This is a genomic window from Caballeronia sp. AZ7_KS35 (genome assembly GCF_023631045.1).
Taxonomy (GTDB): domain Bacteria; phylum Pseudomonadota; class Gammaproteobacteria; order Burkholderiales; family Burkholderiaceae; genus Caballeronia; species Caballeronia zhejiangensis.
Genome location: NZ_JALQDV010000034.1, coordinates 1 through 3,598 on the forward strand (window position 1 = coordinate 1; position 3,598 = coordinate 3,598).

General features: G+C 61.5%; 4 protein-coding genes. 3 read left to right on the forward strand and 1 reads right to left on the reverse strand.

The window, feature by feature from the left end; all coding sequences use genetic code 11:
* Positions 1-148: 148 nt before the first annotated feature.
* Entirely contained in the window at positions 149-1,642 is a 1,494-nt protein-coding gene (locus NCT05_RS21925; RefSeq protein WP_250503158.1) for a form I ribulose bisphosphate carboxylase large subunit, read from the reverse strand.
* A gap of 392 nt (positions 1,643-2,034) precedes the next feature.
* Between NCT05_RS21925 and pqqA the strand changes: the two genes are divergently transcribed.
* The 3 genes from pqqA (at position 2,035) to NCT05_RS21940 (ending at position 3,482) form a co-directional block, all read left to right on the forward strand.
* The gene (gene pqqA / locus NCT05_RS21930) at positions 2,035-2,109 is read left to right on the forward strand and encodes a pyrroloquinoline quinone precursor peptide PqqA (protein ID WP_008354335.1); all 75 of its coding nucleotides are present in this window, start codon (positions 2,035-2,037) and stop codon (positions 2,107-2,109) included.
* Between the two features lie 80 nt (positions 2,110-2,189).
* The gene (locus tag NCT05_RS21935) at positions 2,190-2,756 is read left to right on the forward strand and encodes a DUF447 domain-containing protein (protein WP_008354334.1); all 567 of its coding nucleotides are present in this window, start codon (positions 2,190-2,192) and stop codon (positions 2,754-2,756) included.
* A 36-nt stretch (positions 2,757-2,792) separates the two neighbouring features.
* Positions 2,793-3,482, forward strand: coding sequence for a (5-formylfuran-3-yl)methyl phosphate synthase (locus NCT05_RS21940; protein ID WP_250503159.1), 690 nt, complete (start codon positions 2,793-2,795; stop codon positions 3,480-3,482).
* Positions 3,483-3,598: the final 116 nt, after the last annotated feature.

Below are 3,598 nucleotides of genomic sequence, written 5' to 3' on the forward strand. Positions count from 1 at the left end.
CCCAAAACCATGATCCTTACCAACTCAACCCTTGACGCTCAATACAGTTGCTTTCTTTGCAGCAGCAAAGAAAGTGACTGCCGCCCCGCACAGGGGCAGTGCTAATAGACCGACACGAAAACGGGATCCGGCGACAACAACAGACCTCTTAAACCCCCGCCGTAGCAGTAACAGCAAAATCCGGCGTATCCGTCGACGCATAGTTGAAAGTGACATCGCGCCAGGTATCGAGCGCCTGCTGCAACGGCGTACACCCCCGCGCGGCGGTTTCAAGAATATCGGGGCCTTCATGAGCAATATCCCGCCCTTCATTCCGCGCTTTCACCATGGCTTCGAGCGCGACGCGATTGGCCGTCGCCCCGGCCTGAATCCCTTGCGGATGTCCAATCGTCCCGCCGCCGAATTGCAGAATGCAGTCATCCCCAAAGAGATCGAGCAACTGATGCATCTGCCCTGCGTGAATCCCGCCCGATGCCACCGGCATCACCTTGCGCAACCCCGCCCACGGTTGATCGAAGAAAATCCCTCGCGACAGATCAGGCTCATTGCGCGCCTCGCGGCACACGTTGTAATAGCCCTGCACCGACAACGGATCGCCTTCCAGCTTGCCGACGGCAGTGCCCGCATGAGCATGATCGACGCCCGCCATCCGCAGCCACTTCGCGATCACGCGAAACGAGATGCCATGATTGCGCTGCCGCGTATAAGTCCCATGTCCCGCGCGATGCAGATGCAGGATCATGTCGTTGCGACGCGCCCACTTCGACATCGACTGAATAGCGGTCCAGCCGATCACGAGATCGATCATCACGATGCACGACCCGAGTTCCTTCGCGAATTCCGCGCGCTCGTACATGTCTTCCATCGTGCCGGCCGTCACGTTCAGATAGTGACCCTTCACTTCGCCGGTCTCGGCTTGCGCGCGGCTCACCGCTTCCATCGCGAAGAGGTAACGATCGCGCCAGTGCATGAACGCCTGCGAATTGATGTTCTCGTCGTCCTTCAGAAAATCGAGCCCGCCTTTCAAACCTTCGTACACGACGCGCCCATAGTTCTTTCCCGACAAGCCGAGCTTCGGCTTCACGGTCGCACCGAGCAGCGGACGTCCGTATTTATCGAGCCGCTCGCGTTCGACGACGATGCCCGTCGGCGGTCCCTGAAACGTCTTCAGATACGCAACGGGAATACGCATGTCTTCGAGCCGCAGCGCCTTCAACGGCTTGAAGCCGAACACATTGCCGATGATCGACGCCGTCAGGTTCGCGACCGATCCCTCTTCGAAAAGATCGAGTTCGTACGCGATGTAAGCGAAGTACTGCGGCTCGTCGGCGCGCGCATTCGGCACCGGTTCGACGCGATACGCCTTCGCGCGGTACATGTCGCATGCAGTGAGACGGTCGGTCCACACGACCGTCCATGTCGCCGTCGACGACTCGCCCGCCACGGCCGCAGCCGCTTCCTCCGGCTCGACCCCCGCTTGCGGCGTGATGCGAAAGAGCGCGATGACGTCGGTGTCCTTCGGCGTGTAATCGGGCTGCCAGTAGCCCATCTCGCGATACTTCATGACGCCGGCCGCATAGCGCGAGCGCGGATCGGACGGATTGCGCACCGCCTCGACGGCGGCCTTGCTGAAGTCGTTCATTCCGTTTCCTCGACAGTGAGATGAGAGTGGCGTCGCGGTGCTGCTCGAAGCGATCGCCGCTTGTGAACCGCGCCCTGCTGTCATTGCAGAGTAAGCACGCGTCGCACAGAAAGGAATTCACGAATTACTTGCCCGGGCTTAAGCGATGCCTTAGTCGGGAATAGCCCTGATGCGTTTATGAACGAAGCAATGGGACACTGTGTTCTGATTTCGTCACAGTCGGCGCGCATGATGAGCGAGCCGCGCTCTTCGGCATCCGCTTCATGTCATTGGCATGGCGCTTGCATCGTCGAAGGGCCGGCCCCCTCCCGGCCGCCTGGCGGATTCGTCCGCATCGGCAAATCATCGAAGCGGTATCGAGGCATCAACCCGACTCATCTGGAGGAACGCCCATGCAATGGACCACGCCGAGCTTCACCGATATGCGTTTTGGTTTTGAAATCACGATGTATATCGCCACCCGCTAAACGCGGACCGAACCCGCACGAAGCCGCATCGAAGCGATGGCGGCTCTTTCGTGCGGCTACGAATACTTTCGCCGACCATCATGATTTACGAGACCATCGTCACGACCGCGGATCGCGATGGCCGGCCGCATATCGCGCCGATGGGCGTGCGCTTCGAAGAGGGCCTCGCGATTCTTGCGCCGTTCCGTCCGTCGACGACGCTCGATAACGTCATCGCGACGAAGAGCGCCGTCATCAATCTGACGACGGACGTGCGCGTGTTCGCGGGCTGCGTGACGGGCATTGCGCGCGACTGGCCGACGGTTGCCGCGAGCACGGTGCCAAGCGTGCGGCTCGCATCGACGCTCGCGCATATCGAGCTGCGTCTCGCCGAACTTCTCGATGACGAAGCGCGCCCGACGTTGCGCATGGAATGTGTGCATCGCGAGACGCATGCGCCGTTTCCGGGCTTCAATCGCGCGCAGGCGGCGGTTGTCGAAGGCGCGATTCTCGTGAGCCGGCTGTTCATGTTGCCGCCTGAAAAGGTGGATAGCGAGGTGGCGTATTTGCGGATCGCCATCGACAAGACTGCGGGCGACGCCGAGCGCGAGGCCTGGCAATGGCTTTTGCAGGCGATCGAGGCGCATCGCGCGAAGGCTGTGAGCTGACGCGTTTTCCGTAGCCATCCCTCTGGAGTTTCGACGATGACCGCATTGCTCGCGAGCGTCCGCTCGGCCGACGAAGCCTTCGATGCGGCGGACGCCGGCGCCGAACTGATCGACCTGAAGGAGCCGGGCGCGGGCGCGCTGGGCGCTGTTGCGATCGGCGATATCGCGCGTATCGTGGGGGCGTTGCGTGCGCGGTATGCGGTGCGGCCGATCAGCGCGACCATCGGCGATTTGCCCAACGATGCGCTCGACGAGATGACCGCGCGCGTGCTCGATGTCGCGGCTACGGGCGTCGATTATGTGAAGGTCGGGGTGTCGCCCGGGGCGGGCGCTTTTGCGTGCTTGCGGCATCTGGCGAGCTTGCCGGCGGCTGTCGTGCCGGTGTTGTTATCCGACGATGGCGTGGATCGCGAACTGGCCGCGCTTGCGGCGCAACTGGGTTTTGTGGGCATCGTGTTCGATACGGCGAGCAAGGACGGGCGCACGTTGTTCGATTGCGTCGATGTGGGGGCGCTTGCTTCCTGCATCGGCGATGCGCGCAAGCGGGGGACGATGATTGCCGTCGCCGGATCTTTGAGGTGGGACGATCTCGACAGGATTCGTTTGCTCGCGCCGGATATTGCCGGGTTTCGTGGGGCTCTTTGCGATGAGCGCGATGGACGTACTGGGAGGCTTGATCCGCTTCGCGTCGAGAAGTGGATTCGGGCTTTGCATCTTGCTCGTTGAGCGTCTGTTATTCGGGGGCTTTTTCGCCGGATCCCGGTTTCGCGTCGGTCTATTAGCGTTGCCCCTGTGCGGGGCGGCACTCACTTTCTTTGCTGCTGCAAAGAAAGTAAGCAAAG

Excerpts from the sequence above, each read along its gene's own strand:
- NCT05_RS21935 (WP_008354334.1), top strand. The coding sequence starts at position 2,190 with ATGATTTACGAGACCATCGTCACGACCGCGGATCGCGATGGCCGGCCG.
- NCT05_RS21925 (WP_250503158.1), bottom strand. The coding sequence starts at position 1,642 with ATGAACGACTTCAGCAAGGCCGCCGTCGAGGCGGTGCGCAATCCGTCC.
- NCT05_RS21940 (WP_250503159.1), top strand. The coding sequence starts at position 2,793 with ATGACCGCATTGCTCGCGAGCGTCCGCTCGGCCGACGAAGCCTTCGAT.